The organism is Pseudomonas sp. ANT_H4 (assembly GCF_008369295.1).
Classification (GTDB): Bacteria; Pseudomonadota; Gammaproteobacteria; order Pseudomonadales; family Pseudomonadaceae; genus Aquipseudomonas.
Window position 1 is genome coordinate 196,875 of the sequence record NZ_VOBG01000008.1, and the last position, 13,033, is coordinate 209,907.

The following is a 13,033-nucleotide window of genomic DNA, read 5'->3' on the forward strand; positions in this document are numbered from 1 at the left end:
AACCATCACAAGAAGCCCGGCCCAGCGCCGGGCTTCTTGTTTCTGCCCTTCCCTACCCCGCCAATGGTGGCTGTACGCCACGAATGGTAAAGTGCGGACTCAATTACGGGAGGGATACCATGCGCTTGAAAACCTGCACTCTGCTTGCTGCTTTGACGTTGACTTTGGCAGGCTGCGTAGCACCACAACAAAAGACGCCGACCGCTGCGACCGCTGCCAAGGCGCCCCACGCGTTCAAGCCCATTGATTTCAAGTATGACCCGAAGTCTCCGGAGGCCATCAACTTCTCTCGCCAGTTAGATCTTCCGGCGTGGCAATGTGACCTTGAGGCAACGACCGGTAGCTATGCGGTTCGGTATAGCAATCGCCCAATGATTGCCGAGTACAGTAACTCGCTAATCGAATGCTTCAAGCATGCCAGAGCGCAGGGCGACGATGCTGTGAATCGCCTCAAGGCAGCTAAGGTGCCGGCCAAGCAAGCGGAGTTGAGCAAGGACCTGTATGCGAAATGGTCGGCTTACCTAACCACCATGAGCCCCTATCGCACCACAGACCAGCAAGCCAAATCTGCATACCAAGCAGCGAAAGAAGCCCTGGCCACTGAGGTGAAGTTTTCTAACTAATCCATCCGTCGCCACCGAAGCCCGCCTAGTGCGGGTTTTTTTGCGCCTCATTTACGCGAGAAGATGCCATGCCTTTATTTGCGCACTTAAACTCAAAAATAAAGGTATTCCTGTTGACTATAAATAAAGGCTGCCCTATATTTGACCCATCGCAGCGAACCACTACTGCGACCCGCTCTTTAAAAACTTGATGGACGCCGAGCTGGCCGATGCATAGCCAGCGGACGTACCGCGCAACGGTACGCAGCGATTCGACCTCATGTCGGCGCTGGGCATAGGAGACCTCATTCGGAGGGCGTAGCTGGTGAAGCTGCGTGGTGGTGAGTAGGCGTATGGCTTATGGGGCCTTGACCCCTTGTCGCGCCGAAAGACATCAACGGGAAAGCGACCGTTGGCCTGTGCAAGGAGTAGAGATTGCCTGCCCGTTACCAATGGGCAGGACGCTCTCCAGAAAGCCTTGAGAAGGGTTTTGCGGAAAGCAGCGAATCTGATGATCCACAGGAGAAAGCAATGAAACCAGTAAGTAGTCGCGCAAAGTCTCCGCATCGCAATGGGACCGAAGTTCTCGTTGTTGATTATCAAGGCAAGCAGATGAGGGCTACGGTGACCCAGGACCACGGCGGGGCCGGATGGGATGATGCTTCGACCGTTGAAGGCTGCGATGTTCAAATCAACCTGATTGTCTCTAGATCTGTCGTAGCTAAAGAGGTGAAGGAAATGCTTGATGATTCCAAGCATGGAAACAACATGCTGTTCATCTGTCGAACCTTCAACATAAAAAGAGATGTCATGACGGCGCTCGGGTTTGCCCCTGGAGCCATGACTGCTTAATGCTGCAAGCTGTCAATGATACGATCCCTCCTTTGACATGGAGGGATTGCTATGAGGATCGCGGCTTTAGGATTGGCAGTAGCATTGTTATCGGGATGCACAACGCCTTCTGATCTTTTGAGTGGCGCGCCAGAGCTTTCGGCGACTACCAAGAAGAGCCCGAAGGCCTATGCATTATGTGTGTTCCCTGCATGGCAGGATTATCGCTCCAGCTCAATCATGAGCGAGACGGCCGACGGCTATCGAGTCGTTGCGGGGAGCGAAATGAATGGTCAGACAGACGACGTGCTTGATATCAAGCTGAGCTCCACCGGCAGCGCCGTAAAGCTCTATCAGCGCATGGCGTGGCAACAGGTCGGGCGCGGCGACTTGAGGCGATCGTTTAATAGTTGCTTGTAAATTGCTTAACGGCACAGAGCCGCCTACGGGCGGTTTTTTTACATCTGGAGAAAAGCAATGTCAGCATTGACTATTGAATATTCGCCGCTCGAAACAATACGGCTAGGCGGCCTGCTGCGGCAATTTGGAAAAGAATACAGGCTTTCCATTCGTAGTCCGGCAGAGGCCATTAAAGCACTCTGCGTTCAGATCCCAGGCTTCGAGCGCTTTCTGTCGAACGCGAAGTCGCGAGGACTTGAGTTCGCAGTCTTTCGCGGAAAGAAAAATATTGGTGAGGGCGAGCTGGGGTTTCAAGGCCGGGGCGTCATCAGAGTCGTTCCGGTGGTAACCGGAAGCAAGAGAGCTGGTCTTTTACAGACCATCGTCGGGGCAATTTTGATTGCTGTGTCATTCATCCCTGGGTTTCAAGTGTTAATGCCTGTGGGTATCGGCCTTGTCGCCGGCGGCGTAATCCAAATGCTGAGCCCTCAGGCCAGCGGACTCAAGACCAGCGCCGCACCGGAGAACACCCCCGGCTACGCCTTTGGTAGCGCCAAGAACACCACGGCATCCGGTAACCCGGTACCGCTCTGCTACGGCAAGCGTCGGGTTGGCGGGGCGATCATCAGTGCCGCCATTTATGCCGAAGACCAGATGTAGATTTTCCTCACTCTTACCTCCCCTACAGCCCCTCCCCTTTGAACTGATACGCCCGGCATGCCGACGCATCGGTCAACACGACATTTGATTCAAGCCAGTGACCGACGCCGCTTATCTCGCGGGTCACGGCGGAAAGCATCACTGAAGCCCATTCATTGAGTGGGCTTTGGGATGACAACCAAGAGGTGCTTGATATGCCGAAACGGGCCTATGAGTGCGATGCCTGCAACGAGGTTCACGAGTACGAATCATCGGCGGAAGACTGTTGTAGGCCCCAGGTCAACGAGGTCTGGCTCTGCGACGTTTGTGAGGAATCGCACGATGACGAGGAAGACGCTGAAAAATGCTGCATCGGGAAGGTCAAGGCGCGCGGTATTGAAACCGTTCGCTGCCCTTCCTGCTTCCGAGATCAAGAACTTGTCCGGCACGCCGTCGAGATCGAGGTTGCCGGGCACTGCTCAGAATGCAACCCGCACTTCTCAATAGACGACACATTCAAGATTGGCGACATGGTTGAGCAGCAAATAGCTGAAAACCTTGAACGCTTGATGTGACAACCAACGCCAACGACAGCCTGTCGCTAACTGCCCGGTCACCTGCGTGCCGAAGCGCAGGCTGTATCGGTCTGCACTCAGCGATAGCTCAGCAAGGAAGAGCGCCTTGAGTGGGAGCCATGCCGGGTTCGAATCCCGACCTGAGTGCAGACCGATACAGAAGTGGCGCCCAGCTTCAATGGGCGCGGTTAACGAAGTACCTGTGGCCGTCCCTTCCCTCGATACAGGGGGTAAACGAATTGCGCCGCTGGATGGGTCCACGCCAAGCCAGCTGTCGGGGTAGCGTCCGGCCTTCTGCATCACCTCGTCCAGTTGGCCAGGTCGTTTATCGCGACGTCAGCGCTGGAGCCGGACAGCGTAACCGGCACCTTTCCCCCGCCTCTACCCGTCAGCACTCCTCCCCCGCGCCCATCGGCAACCAGCGGGAGGCATGAGTATTGACGAATACAGGTGAACCAAAAATCGGAGTTGACCATGAAACAGCAAACGAACCGTATCCGTATGGCTAATGAAATTTTCGACGCAAGCATGCTCAGTGGCAACTTCCTCGGCGGTTTCAATTCCCGAGTGCATGGTGTTGAGCGCCATGCCGCGGCTGATGGCCCGTCGCGCTTTGAGCGTGGGCAGGGCTGGGACAAAGCGGACGAGCTGGTGCGCACCGGTCAGATCTACTTCATCCACCCGTTCCCGCACGGCCACTGCAAGCAAAGCGGCTTCGTCTACGGCGGCACCTGGGCCTGCAACACCTGCCGCACTGACGGATTCCAGAAACCGTGGTGGGCCATCCGCGTGATGAAAGACGGCAGCGCGTGGTGCGTTACCGGCGAAGGGTTTGAAGACCTGCAGTCGTCCGCAAATTACGCATTCGGCGATACCCGCGAAGAAGCACTCAGCGCCTACGCCGAACTGATGAATCAGCCTGTCGCCGCCTAACCGGGCGAACCAACGAACGGAGTCATTCATGAGCGAGCAACGAAAGCCATATCCACGGTCGGCGGACAACTCTGACCAGATGAACCTGCCCGAGGGCAAAACCTGCGGCGACTGCGTGCATTGCCGACGCTGCACGTTGATGTTCGGCCATATCCCTGCTGATGAGGTTTGCGACTGGAGCCCTTCGCGCTTTCGTGAAGCCGTCATAGCCACCGCCTAACCGGGTGAACCAACGAATGGAGAGAGTCATGAGCATTCAAGACGGAGGCCCAGCCTTCCCGGTCGCTGAATACGACCACATGGTTTTTCAGCCAGCGACTGTTTCCGAAACGAAGCGTGATCTGTCCGGGATGAGCCTGCGCGACTACTTCGCTGCCAAGGCAATGCAGGGGTGGACGGCAAACCCGCTGCCTAATGATTCGTCGATTAAAAACGTTGCTGAATGGGCATATCGCCAAGCCGACGCCATGCTCGCCGCCCGTTCCGCCTAACCCCAAACACTGGAGGTCGCCATGGCAACCCTCAAAGCATTGCGCGAATCACAGCGCAAGCTGGACGAACTCGCGGCCGTGGTCCGCGATTCAGTAAAGCCTGTTTCTGGCTGGATCAAATGCAGTGACAGGCTGCCGGGTTTCCCGATTGAGGTAATCGTGGCTTACCACTCCGACGCTGATGGCGAGCCATGCCTGGATACGGGCTTGGCAATTCTTCACCCGGACGGAATCTGGCGCGGCGCTGGTGTGTTCTACCAGCTTGGACAGGTTCAAAAGTTCGCTATCCGGGAATGCATTAAAAAAGTAACCCACTGGCAGCCACTCCCCGCCCCGCCCACCGAATAACGCCACTGTGGAGGCATCTATGGCCCGCACTTACGAATATTGGACGGTCAAGGATGGCGAGGACATTGCCGTCAACCTGACCGTTATCTCTTTCTCGGCCTCGAAAGGCAACTTCAGCTCGCAGGCCGCTGATCCCGATGAGTATCACGGGCACTGCGAAATCGAGTGGGAATCGAAAGACGACACCAGCTTCATGACTGAATCTGAGATCGCCTCGATGGAAGAGTGGCTTGTGAATGAGCATTCCGAGTACCTGGCCGATCAGGACTACTACGACTAACCCGCCACCCTGGAGGCGACTATGAACGCAGCATTGAAGATATGCCAGGAGCGTTTCGACGCTCAGTTGCCTCCAGAGGTCAGCGAGGCGAACCCGGAACAGGAGTGGCTGGAACACTCGGCGGAACAGTTGGTGTGCGGCATGGACATCAAGTGGAAGCGCCGCTTCGGCCAGCCGCAGGTGGTGACGTTCGACCGGTTCTGTACGGTGTTGCAAGGCCACCTGAACCAGCGCCAGATCGACGACCTGGACCAGCGCGATTCATTCGCCAGGCTGTTCCTGTCTTCGATCCTGGGCAGCCAGGCCGACTCGCGCGGTCACGCTGCTGACCTGATCGGCCAGCCCCGCCCCATCGAAGCCGCCGAGAAGGTCGCCATTGATCTGTTGAGGCCCTACGCCGCCGATGCAGTGGCAGCAGAACGGGAAGAGGCCGAAGACGATGTGGATACCGACCTATGAGCCCGCACATCCTGATCGATGAGGCGCTGGAGGCCCTGGCGCATCCTGCCAGCGAGCCCGGCGCCGAGGCAGTCGTACAGCGGATGATCATCAACATGCTCAAGGGCAATGTGATCACCATCGAAGAGTTCAACCACTACTGCGGGCGCCTCAACAAGATCGTCTCCAGGCGCAAGGAGGCTGCATGACCATCACCGCCGGATCATTCAAAGGCATCGCCGAAGCCCTGAGAAATCAGGGTTTCTTGTTTCTGGTAGACGTGAAATGGATCGAGCAGCCTTGCAAGTGTGCGGGCCGCTGGACTTGCAAGGTGAGCGTATGAAGATTGATCTGACCAAAAAACCTGATGGCGCCACCCACATCAATCCGCATTCTGGCCTTTGGGTTAAGTGCTTCGGCGGAAACTCTGGAAGCTATCAGTTCTTCAAGGATGGTGAGTGGGAAATGGGTTTCGGGTGCATGAGCAACTCTTACCTTGAGATTGCCCAGCCAGACCCCTGGACCGGCGAAGGCCTGCCGCCTGTTGGTATTGAGCTTGAATGGAGATATGACGATCACGCCTGGAAGGTCGGGATGGCACTCTACATCGGCAGCGTATACGTGATCTTGAAAGCCAGTGATGGTGAGCAACATTACTACCTGGGCGATATGCAATTCCGACCAATCCGCACGCCAGAGCAGATCGCTGCGGATGAGCGGGAGCTTGCGATCACGGACATTTGCGTGGTCATGGACAAGGACCCAAGTCGACCGCTTCTGCGTGAAAAAGCTGGAGTGCTTTACGACGCCGGCTACCGCAAACAGGTGGCGCCGTGAGCGATCTACTCAACATGGAGTTAATCAACTCGCTGCCCCAGCCATTGTGGGTAAGCGAAGACGGCAAGGACTGGTGGTGGCCGGTGATCGAAATCGACGTACAAACCGGCCTGATGCGAATTGACGTGTGCGGCCAGCAGCAGCGCTGCCACTTCGATGATTGGTCCTATGTGCGTGACGACGCCCAGGTGATTCATGACTGGGACAGCTTCTACCTTGAAGATGAATCGCCATGACCACCCGCCAACTCAAACGCCGCCACCTCATTTGGCGCGGCGCCGCAACCTCCCTCCTCGGCTGGTCCGGCTGGCTGGCTCTGATAGCCCTGGCCGATCTGATCGCACCGAAGTAACTCAACCAATTTCGAACGCTGCGTGCATCGCGGCAAGGAATCCTCATGCTCGCAGAACAGCAAGTAATCACCATCGACGACATCAGCGCCGACAACGCGCCGGCCATTTACGTTGCCGGTGGCCTGGGCCAGTTCTTCGACGCGGTGAAGGCCGAAGTTACCGGCGAAGTGCCCGACCTGACCACCCGTAAGGGTCGCGAGCGTATCGCCTCCCTGGCCGCCACTGTCAGCAAATCGAAAGCAGCTGTTGAGAAGCCCGGGCGTGACTACCTGCGCCGCCTCAAGGAAATGCCAAAGGTGGTGGAAGCTGAGCTGCTCGACTTCGTGACCAAAATGGACAACCTGCGCGATACCACCCGCCAGCCGCTGACGGAGTGGGAAGAGGCTGAACAGGCCCGCAAAGACAAGCACGTCGATGGCATCCAGGCCATGAAAGACTTTTTGATTTTCGAAGCTGCCCCGAGCGCCGCCCAGGTCGCCCAGATCATCGCCGACTTGGAGCTGATAGCGATCAACGACACCTGGGAAGAGTTCTTGGCCGAGGCCGCCCAGGTGAAGGATCAGACCCTGGCCAAGCTGCGCGGAATTCTGGCCGAGCGCACCCAGTACGAGGCTGAGCAGGCCGAACTGGTCAGGCAGCGCGCCGAAGCAGAAGCGCAGGCCCAGCGAGACCGCGATGCAGAGATTGCCCGGGTAGCGGCTGAGCAGGCACGAATTCAAGCCGAGCAACGGGCCCAGGCCGAGCGTGACGCAGCGGCGCGCCGCGAACAGGAGTTGCTGGACCAGGCCGCAGCAGCGCAGCGGGCAACCGAACAGGCCGCCCGTGATGCAGAGGCCGCCGCCGAACGCCAGCGCCTGCAACTGGAGCTGCAGGCGGAACAGGCAGAGCGCCATGCCGCCCAGGCCAAGGCCGACCAGTTGGCAGCCGAGCAGCGCGCCGAGCAGGAGCGTCTTGCCTCCATACGCCGCCAGGAAGAAGCCGTAGAGCGGGCTCGACTGGATGAGGTCGCCCGAGCCAACGCAGCGGCAGACGAAATCCTGCGCCAGCAACAGGCGCGCGAGGCGGACAAGGCCCACAAGGGCGCGATCTACAAAGCCGCCAAGGAAGCATTCATCCAGCACGGCATGACGGAAGAATGCGCGCGACTCGCTGTGAAGCTGGTTGCGAGCGGTCTCATCCCTTCCATGTCTATCCAATACTGAGGTCGCCATGAGCAATTTAGCGTTGGCCGAACAGGCCGAAACCCAGCAGGTAGCCAACCCTGTGGCCACTAATGAATCTACTGCGATGCTGACAATGATTCAGCGCGCGGCGACTGACCCGGCATTTGATGCCGACAAGATGCAGAAGATGATGGAGATGTACGAGCGCCATACGGATCGCACGGCAGCAGCAGCTTTCAATGCCGCAATGGTCCGCGCCCAGGCTCAGATTGGTCCGGTATTCCGCGACAAAATCAATACGCAAACCAGCAGCTCCTACGCGGCACTTGAATCGATCGATAAGAAGATATCCCCGGTTTACACCGCCTACGGCTTTTCCTTATCGTTCGGAACCGCCGATAGCTCGTTGGTAGGCCACATCCGCACCGTTTGCGACTGCATGCACGAAGGCGGCCACACCAAGCAGTATCACATCGACCTTCCCATTGACTCCGTCGGCATCAAGGGCAGCGTGAATAAAACAGGTGTCCACGCAAGCGGATCGACCTTCAGCTACGCCCGCCGCTACCTGACGATGATGATCTTCAACGTGGTAATGACCAATGAAGACGACGACGGACAAGGTGCGAACAGCCCTCAAGATCCTCCGCCAGAGCCAGTCATAACCGCAGGCCAGGCAGCCCAACTCGACGCACTTCTGAAAAAATGTACTCCGGCGCTACAAGAGAACTTCACCGCCAAATACGGCTGCGCAGCCAACGTTTACAAGTCTGAGTTTGACGCGGTGTCGGCCCGCATCACCAAGTCTGCCAATCGCCCTCAGGAGTAAGTTATGCAAATCATCACTGAGATTGAACAGGGATCGCCTGAGTGGCTGGCCCTGCGCCTGGGCATCGTCACCTGCTCCGAACTGGAATGCCTGCTGGTAAACGGTAAGGGCGAGTCAGGCTTCGGCGTCGGCGCCTTCACCTACATGAACACACTAATCGGTGAGCGCATCACCGGCGAGGCGGCCGACCCATTCCAGGGTAATCGACACACTGAGCGCGGCCATGAGCTGGAAGCCGTCGCCCGCAAGCTCTACGAGGAGCGCGAGGAGGTTGAAACGACCCAGGTGGCAATCATCCTAAACCACGGCGCCGGCTACTCGCCAGACTCGCTTGTGGGGGCGAAAGGTCTGACGGAAATCAAAACCAAGCTCCCGAAATTCCAGGTCGAAGTGATCCTTTCAGGCGAAATCCCCAAGGAGCACGTAGCTCAGTGCCAGGGCGGTCTGTGGGTCTCCGAGCGCGAGTGGATCGACTTTGTTTGCTACTGGCCAGGAATGCCGCTTTTCATCAAGCGTGCATATCGCGACGAGGCAATGATCCGCAAGCTGACTGAGCGGGTTAAGACCTTCTACGAAATCCTCGATGAGCGCATGAACCAAGTCCTGGGGATCGCAGCATGATCAGCAACCACCTCAGCATGGTCGAGGCACTGCGCCCGGCCTCGGATGCACTGGCGGCCCAGGTCGCCAAGTACCTGGCCCATGGCGGCCAGATCGAAGAAGCGGCGCCCATCGGCTATAAGCCCAAGCCCATCACCTACAGCAACCAGATGCCGCCGACGCCCAAGCCGTTTGTTCGGCGGAAGGTTGAGGCGGCTCCGCTGCCCTTGGCGAGATCCGATGTCCGTGACCAGGAGCGCCTGAAGCTGGTTGAACGCGTTCGGAGCCTGGCCGCCAATCACCCAAAGGTTGAGGTCGCGGCAGAACTCGGCATCGACCGGCGAACGGTCTCCAAGATCGGCAAAGAGTTCGGGATCACCTTCAGAGCTCCAACTCGTGGCGGCACCGGGAATCTGGTGCCAAAACAGGTGGATGAAGCCAAGGATACGCAACTCGCCGAACGGATCAGGGCATTCATGGAGTTGGGTATTACCCGCCGGCAGTGCTGCGGCAAGCTCGCAATCGGCTATAAGGCCTTCGAGAGGATTATCGCGGCGCACGGGATCGACTATCCAAAGCTGGTTCGGAGAGCAGCTCGATGCGTCGCATAGCCCGCATCCAGCAACGCAAACGTCAAACCTGGCTGGCACTGCAGGCCAGCGGAATAGAAGAGGTAGGCCATGGCTGCCGAACAGAAGGAGCGCACAGCCAAGCTTGCCGAGAAACGGCAAGAACTGGGCGAGCAGGAATTGCGGCACACGGTCCCGTACGGAACCCAGCTGATGCTTGCAGAGCTGATGCTCTGGCATGAGATTCGAGAAATTGGCGAGGCGGTGCAGCTGCTGGTGATCAATGGCAATGCCGAGGATCTGCCGCCAGCCCCGCCGAAGGTCAAAGGACCGTCCGACATCATCCGCCACTACTTCCGCCAGGGAATGCGTGACCGGCTGGAAGCGCTCACCGCCGAACTGGGCGAGACGAAGGACCGGGCGACCATCCGGCGGCTGATCGCGCACGCCCACTCGCTGGGCGCCGAGAAGTCCGCCCCGCTCTTCGAAATTAAGCGCCACGGTTTTGAGATAACTGAAAACGTGGCGCGCAAATTACGGCAAGCAGGATTTGCCGAATCGCTCCAAATGAACGCCGAAGACGACGGCGACAACGCCTGATCCAGCTCCATGCCGGTCACCCGTAATACCCCAAATCAACGAATCACGCCAGCCGGCGAGGCAGGCGCGCACCTGGAGGCATGAAATGTCTACCCCCCCCGCATCAAGCGGATCGACCTGTCGCGCCCACGCATTCGTCGGCGCGTACTGCGAGCCCTGAAAAAGAGCTATCACCTAACTGGCGGGCCGATCACCAGGGCCTGGCTATGCACGCCTGGAACCCTGACGTTCAGCCTGGGCCAATGGCGCGGCTACTACGACGACAAGAACGAATGGGTGGCCCTATGACCCCTCATGAGTTCATTGAAAAGAACGTCCATGAGGAGCTGATAAAGCAGGGATTCCAAGCCGGTATCTGCTTCTCGGTCTCCCGCAACGCCGTTGATTACTACCGACAGCGAAGCATGTTCAAGAAGAACGTCATTGCGGATGTGCTGAGTTGGTCAAAGAAGCAGGCCAAGGAGCTGTCGCGGTAACTAAGCTGAGCGCCCAGCAATAAGCACGGCTCCAACTTCACGCCCAGCCTTCTGCGCCAGGGCGCGATCGACATACGTGCGATCTCCAGCAACCACCGGCACCACGACCTCACCACCACGCTTTATCTCGACGTTGATGCGCCAGGTCTCCCGGCCTTCCTCGTCCTTGTCGCACTCCATGTAGTTCCAGACCTGAAACCCTTCAATTTCGTCATAAATATCGTGCTTGGTCATGGTCCTGCCTATTTATAGGAAGGGGCCATCCTAGCACTCCACCGCCGGGCATGGCCCGGCAAGGAAATAACTGTGTCCGAAGTAATGCGATGGAAGCTGAAAGGCTTTATTCCGGGAGTAGAAGGCGTTTCGAAAGCACTGTTCCAGCCTTGGGTTGTTCCGGCGGAAGACTTCGACCAGGTCACCGTCGAGCGTGACGCCCTGAAAACGTCGCTCGGCGCAGTGACATTCAATCTCGACAAGACCGACAAGATTGCACTTGCCCTGCAACAGCGCCTGACCGCAGCGGATGAGCGGGTGGATGTGCTGGATGGGTTGATTGGCGAAGTGCTAGACGCTGTGGGGCGTGAGCCCCTGGACTTGGACGCTGTACTGAGGTTGCGTGCCCGTATGCGCGCCGCACTCAAGCCAGCAGAGGTCGGCGCCGACTCCTGCGAGTTCTGCAAGGGCTGGGGGTTTCGTTCCAATCCAGATGGCGCCGACGAAGGATGTGGCGCGTGCAACGGCACGGGAAAAGAGCCATCGGATGACCAGCAATGAAATCCCAACTCCCCGCCTACTGCTGGTGCCTGCTGGCACTGGCACAACTGATTTGCTGAGGTGATTTATGCGGAACATCCAAACCCGCGAAGGCTATGACCTGTGGGACAAAGTACACGAACTGCCACGCTTCAACTTCTGGCGGGGCGGTGAGGATGAAAAAGGCAGTGTAATCCGCGTGCCGGAAAAGCATGGCAACTGGGTCAGCTTCAACGACCTGACAGCCTTGGCCGACCAGTACCAGGACGAGATCAATAGCCTGCGTGAGCGTCTTGCGCGCCTTGAACTGAAATCGGTGAAGCCATGACCACCAACCAAACGATTGACGGCGTGCCGCGTGCGCGCATTCAAGAAATTATCTCTGATATCGAAAGGGGTGGACGGCTTACTGCCGTTGAAAAGCTGCGCGCCCTGATGGATGCGCCTGTGTGCGGCGCCTGCAATGGCAGCGGATGGATCGACAATCTCAGGCCTGTCGGCACGCAGGCCATGAACTGCCCAGACTGCAAGCCGGCCGCTCAGATCACCAACGCTCAGAGCCGAGCAGCAGACTACAAAGAGCAGCAGGCATTCAATGACTGGGCCTGGAACAAAGAAGGCGAAGCGGTAGGCCGCATGGATGGGCAGGCAGCAGCAATTGAAGCATGGCACGCACGGGCCAAACTGGCCGAGCAGCCCGCGCCGGTAGCGGTGGTGCTGCCAGGCGAAAAGCCAGAGGCCCGCGCATGGGGTCATGACATGGGCGGAAACTACGCTGAAGGCCATGCAGATGGCTGGAACGCCTGCCTCGACGAGCTGAAACGCCTCAACCCCTCTCTGTAACCCCTCCCCCTTCAAAGTCAGCCGCTATAGCGGCAAGGACGAAGTCATGCCTGAAGAAATCAAACTGATCCAGCCTGTCCCAGTCGTTCGCAATGCCGAGGGCATGTTCTGGCACCCCAATCTCCCATCGTTCGAAGAGGGAGACGGAGAAAAGAGCAAGCAGTGGATCGCTGATCAGGGTCTGGTCGTGAAGACTGCGAGCATCGAGTACGCCGAAGAGGCGATCGCTGATCGTTATTTTGAATCGGGCGACCCTGATTGCAGTTACTGGGAACCGGCAAAGCCTGATGGTGACGGCTGGTTCTGCCTTTCGATTGGTGACACTGACGATGGCCCGGTCTGCTGGTGGGCACGCCGCGAGGTGACACCATGAAGGGCCCAAGCGGAGTAATGAACGGTCGAATCGCGCTTGATACGCGGGTACTGAACTACCTGCGCGCTCATCAAGGCTCTACAGCCTGGGCTATGCACGGC

At 58.1% G+C, this 13,033-nt stretch carries 26 protein-coding genes and 1 tRNA gene; 26 read left to right on the forward strand and 1 reads right to left on the reverse strand.

Translation table 11 applies throughout. The features are described from left to right. Window positions 1–119 precede the first annotated feature (119 nt). The 22 genes from FQ182_RS13205 (at window position 120) to FQ182_RS13310 (ending at window position 10,963) form a co-directional block, all read left to right on the forward strand. Window positions 120–623 (forward strand): hypothetical protein, encoded by a 504-nt coding sequence (locus tag FQ182_RS13205; RefSeq protein WP_149411846.1) that lies wholly within the window; start codon window positions 120–122, stop codon window positions 621–623. 414 nt (window positions 624–1,037) lie between these two features. Continuing rightward, the gene (locus tag FQ182_RS13210) at window positions 1,038–1,454 is read left to right on the forward strand and encodes a hypothetical protein (RefSeq protein ID WP_149411845.1); all 417 of its coding nucleotides are present in this window, start codon (window positions 1,038–1,040) and stop codon (window positions 1,452–1,454) included. Between the two features lie 51 nt (window positions 1,455–1,505). Beyond that, window positions 1,506–1,853 carry a hypothetical protein gene (locus tag FQ182_RS13215; RefSeq protein WP_149411844.1) on the forward strand — a complete coding sequence of 116 codons (348 nt, stop codon included), beginning with the start codon at window positions 1,506–1,508 and terminating at the stop codon, window positions 1,851–1,853. 57 nt (window positions 1,854–1,910) lie between these two features. Continuing rightward, the gene (locus FQ182_RS13220; protein WP_149411843.1) at window positions 1,911–2,492 is read left to right on the forward strand and encodes a tail assembly protein; all 582 of its coding nucleotides are present in this window, start codon (window positions 1,911–1,913) and stop codon (window positions 2,490–2,492) included. 194 nt (window positions 2,493–2,686) lie between these two features. After that, on the forward strand, window positions 2,687–3,046 hold the full coding sequence (locus FQ182_RS13225) for a hypothetical protein (RefSeq protein ID WP_149411842.1): 360 nt from the start codon (window positions 2,687–2,689) through the stop codon (window positions 3,044–3,046). Between the two features lie 73 nt (window positions 3,047–3,119). Next, a tRNA-OTHER gene (locus tag FQ182_RS13230) sits at window positions 3,120–3,195 on the forward strand. 325 nt (window positions 3,196–3,520) lie between these two features. Beyond that, entirely contained in the window at window positions 3,521–3,979 is a 459-nt protein-coding gene (locus tag FQ182_RS13235) for a hypothetical protein (RefSeq protein WP_149411841.1), read from the forward strand. Between the two features lie 28 nt (window positions 3,980–4,007). After that, window positions 4,008–4,199: a hypothetical protein gene (locus FQ182_RS13240; protein ID WP_149411840.1), complete on the forward strand. Its 192-nt coding sequence runs from the start codon at window positions 4,008–4,010 to the stop codon at window positions 4,197–4,199. Window positions 4,200–4,227: 28 nt separating this feature from the next. Further along, window positions 4,228–4,470, forward strand: coding sequence for a hypothetical protein (locus tag FQ182_RS13245; RefSeq protein ID WP_149411839.1), 243 nt, complete (start codon window positions 4,228–4,230; stop codon window positions 4,468–4,470). A gap of 21 nt (window positions 4,471–4,491) precedes the next feature. Beyond that, the gene (locus FQ182_RS13250) at window positions 4,492–4,818 is read left to right on the forward strand and encodes a DUF551 domain-containing protein (RefSeq protein ID WP_149411838.1); all 327 of its coding nucleotides are present in this window, start codon (window positions 4,492–4,494) and stop codon (window positions 4,816–4,818) included. 19 nt (window positions 4,819–4,837) lie between these two features. After that, window positions 4,838–5,098 carry a hypothetical protein gene (locus FQ182_RS13255; protein ID WP_149411837.1) on the forward strand — a complete coding sequence of 87 codons (261 nt, stop codon included), beginning with the start codon at window positions 4,838–4,840 and terminating at the stop codon, window positions 5,096–5,098. Window positions 5,099–5,119: 21 nt separating this feature from the next. After that, window positions 5,120–5,557, forward strand: a complete 438-nt coding sequence (locus FQ182_RS13260) for a hypothetical protein (RefSeq protein WP_149411836.1) — start codon at window positions 5,120–5,122, stop codon at window positions 5,555–5,557. Next, entirely contained in the window at window positions 5,554–5,745 is a 192-nt protein-coding gene (locus tag FQ182_RS13265; protein ID WP_149411835.1) for a hypothetical protein, read from the forward strand. Before FQ182_RS13260 ends, FQ182_RS13265 begins: the two co-directional genes overlap by 4 nt. Beyond that, entirely contained in the window at window positions 5,742–5,879 is a 138-nt protein-coding gene (locus FQ182_RS29750) for a hypothetical protein (protein ID WP_178114446.1), read from the forward strand. The genes FQ182_RS13265 and FQ182_RS29750 overlap by 4 nt, the downstream gene beginning before the upstream one ends. Beyond that, window positions 5,876–6,373, forward strand: a complete 498-nt coding sequence (locus FQ182_RS13270; protein WP_149411834.1) for a hypothetical protein — start codon at window positions 5,876–5,878, stop codon at window positions 6,371–6,373. The genes FQ182_RS29750 and FQ182_RS13270 overlap by 4 nt, the downstream gene beginning before the upstream one ends. After that, window positions 6,370–6,609, forward strand: a complete 240-nt coding sequence (locus FQ182_RS13275) for a hypothetical protein (RefSeq protein ID WP_149411833.1) — start codon at window positions 6,370–6,372, stop codon at window positions 6,607–6,609. The genes FQ182_RS13270 and FQ182_RS13275 overlap by 4 nt, the downstream gene beginning before the upstream one ends. A gap of 161 nt (window positions 6,610–6,770) precedes the next feature. Continuing rightward, window positions 6,771–7,928, forward strand: a complete 1,158-nt coding sequence (locus FQ182_RS13280) for a hypothetical protein (RefSeq protein WP_149411832.1) — start codon at window positions 6,771–6,773, stop codon at window positions 7,926–7,928. A gap of 7 nt (window positions 7,929–7,935) precedes the next feature. Then, complete coding sequence (locus FQ182_RS29755) at window positions 7,936–8,718, forward strand: ERF family protein (protein WP_256666155.1); 783 nt, start codon at window positions 7,936–7,938, stop codon at window positions 8,716–8,718. A gap of 3 nt (window positions 8,719–8,721) precedes the next feature. After that, complete coding sequence (locus tag FQ182_RS13290; protein ID WP_149411831.1) at window positions 8,722–9,339, forward strand: lambda exonuclease family protein; 618 nt, start codon at window positions 8,722–8,724, stop codon at window positions 9,337–9,339. Further along, window positions 9,336–9,929: a hypothetical protein gene (locus tag FQ182_RS13295; RefSeq protein ID WP_149411830.1), complete on the forward strand. Its 594-nt coding sequence runs from the start codon at window positions 9,336–9,338 to the stop codon at window positions 9,927–9,929. The genes FQ182_RS13290 and FQ182_RS13295 overlap by 4 nt, the downstream gene beginning before the upstream one ends. 69 nt (window positions 9,930–9,998) lie before the next feature. After that, window positions 9,999–10,487 carry a YbjQ family protein gene (locus tag FQ182_RS13300; RefSeq protein WP_149411829.1) on the forward strand — a complete coding sequence of 163 codons (489 nt, stop codon included), beginning with the start codon at window positions 9,999–10,001 and terminating at the stop codon, window positions 10,485–10,487. A gap of 284 nt (window positions 10,488–10,771) precedes the next feature. Next, window positions 10,772–10,963, forward strand: a complete 192-nt coding sequence (locus tag FQ182_RS13310; protein ID WP_149411828.1) for a hypothetical protein — start codon at window positions 10,772–10,774, stop codon at window positions 10,961–10,963. On the opposite strand, the gene FQ182_RS13315 is transcribed toward FQ182_RS13310, so the two are convergent. Beyond that, complete coding sequence (locus FQ182_RS13315; protein WP_149411827.1) at window positions 10,964–11,197, reverse strand: hypothetical protein; 234 nt, start codon at window positions 11,195–11,197, stop codon at window positions 10,964–10,966. Between the two features lie 72 nt (window positions 11,198–11,269). Between FQ182_RS13315 and FQ182_RS13320 the strand changes: the two genes are divergently transcribed. The 4 genes from FQ182_RS13320 (at window position 11,270) to FQ182_RS13335 (ending at window position 12,932) form a co-directional block, all read left to right on the forward strand. Next, the gene (locus tag FQ182_RS13320) at window positions 11,270–11,737 is read left to right on the forward strand and encodes a hypothetical protein (RefSeq protein ID WP_149411826.1); all 468 of its coding nucleotides are present in this window, start codon (window positions 11,270–11,272) and stop codon (window positions 11,735–11,737) included. 67 nt (window positions 11,738–11,804) lie between these two features. Then, a complete protein-coding gene (locus FQ182_RS13325) occupies window positions 11,805–12,044 on the forward strand; it encodes a hypothetical protein (RefSeq protein WP_149411825.1) in 240 nt (79 codons plus the stop codon). Further along, on the forward strand, window positions 12,041–12,559 hold the full coding sequence (locus FQ182_RS13330; RefSeq protein ID WP_149411824.1) for a hypothetical protein: 519 nt from the start codon (window positions 12,041–12,043) through the stop codon (window positions 12,557–12,559). The genes FQ182_RS13325 and FQ182_RS13330 overlap by 4 nt, the downstream gene beginning before the upstream one ends. 46 nt (window positions 12,560–12,605) lie before the next feature. Then, a complete protein-coding gene (locus FQ182_RS13335; RefSeq protein WP_149411823.1) occupies window positions 12,606–12,932 on the forward strand; it encodes a hypothetical protein in 327 nt (108 codons plus the stop codon). The last annotated feature ends 101 nt before the right edge of the window (window positions 12,933–13,033 follow it).